Source organism: Vibrio ichthyoenteri ATCC 700023 (assembly GCF_000222605.1).
Taxonomy (GTDB): Bacteria; Pseudomonadota; Gammaproteobacteria; order Enterobacterales; family Vibrionaceae; genus Vibrio; species Vibrio ichthyoenteri.
In genome coordinates this window covers 1-646 of sequence record NZ_AFWF01000080.1, presented here as the reverse complement: position 1 = coordinate 646, position 646 = coordinate 1, and the positions used below count along the sequence as shown (strand labels likewise).

The window sequence follows — 646 nt, the reverse complement described above, 5'->3', positions numbered from 1 at the left end:
AAACAATGAGGCCACAAGCAAAATGCAACATGGCCTCGTAGTTTTCGATTTTCTTTTCCCAACGAACAAGCAATCTACGATAACGGTTTAGCCAGCTATGGGTTCGCTCCACAACCCAACGATGAGCCTTAAAATCATCCGATTGTTTCAAGCTCGCAGCCTCTTCAGCACGTGATTGAACGTGAGGGATGTAGTTCAAATCAACCAGTTCATCATGTAACCACTGACCTGTATAACCTTTGTCTAGGTACAAAGGCACTTTCAGCGGAGGTCGATAACACTCTAGTGCATTTAATGTTTGAAGTACCAGCTTAATGTCGTGAACGTTCGCGCCATCGCTAACAACAGCCAGTGGCAATCCATTCGCATCCGTCAACAAACTGCGTTTTACGCCTTGTTTCGCTCTGTCTGTTGGATTCTTACCTGTTTTTTTGAGCCAGCTAAAGGAGCTTTAGTTTGGCACCCGTCCATTGATATGGAACTCCAATCAACCCCTTCGTAAATCAGGCCATTTTGCCAGAATCGCTCAAAGACTCCTGCATCTCGCCACTCTTGAAAACGACGATGTGCAGAGCTAGAGGTACAAATACCTGTCGCGTTAAGCGCATTCCACTGACAACCAGTTCTGAGAACAAAAAGTATCCCG

Annotated in this window: 1 pseudogene; it reads right to left on the bottom strand. The window is 45.7% G+C overall.

The features are described from left to right. Positions 1-646, bottom strand: a pseudogene (locus tag RH85_RS22250) (IS5 family transposase); the annotation flags it as partial.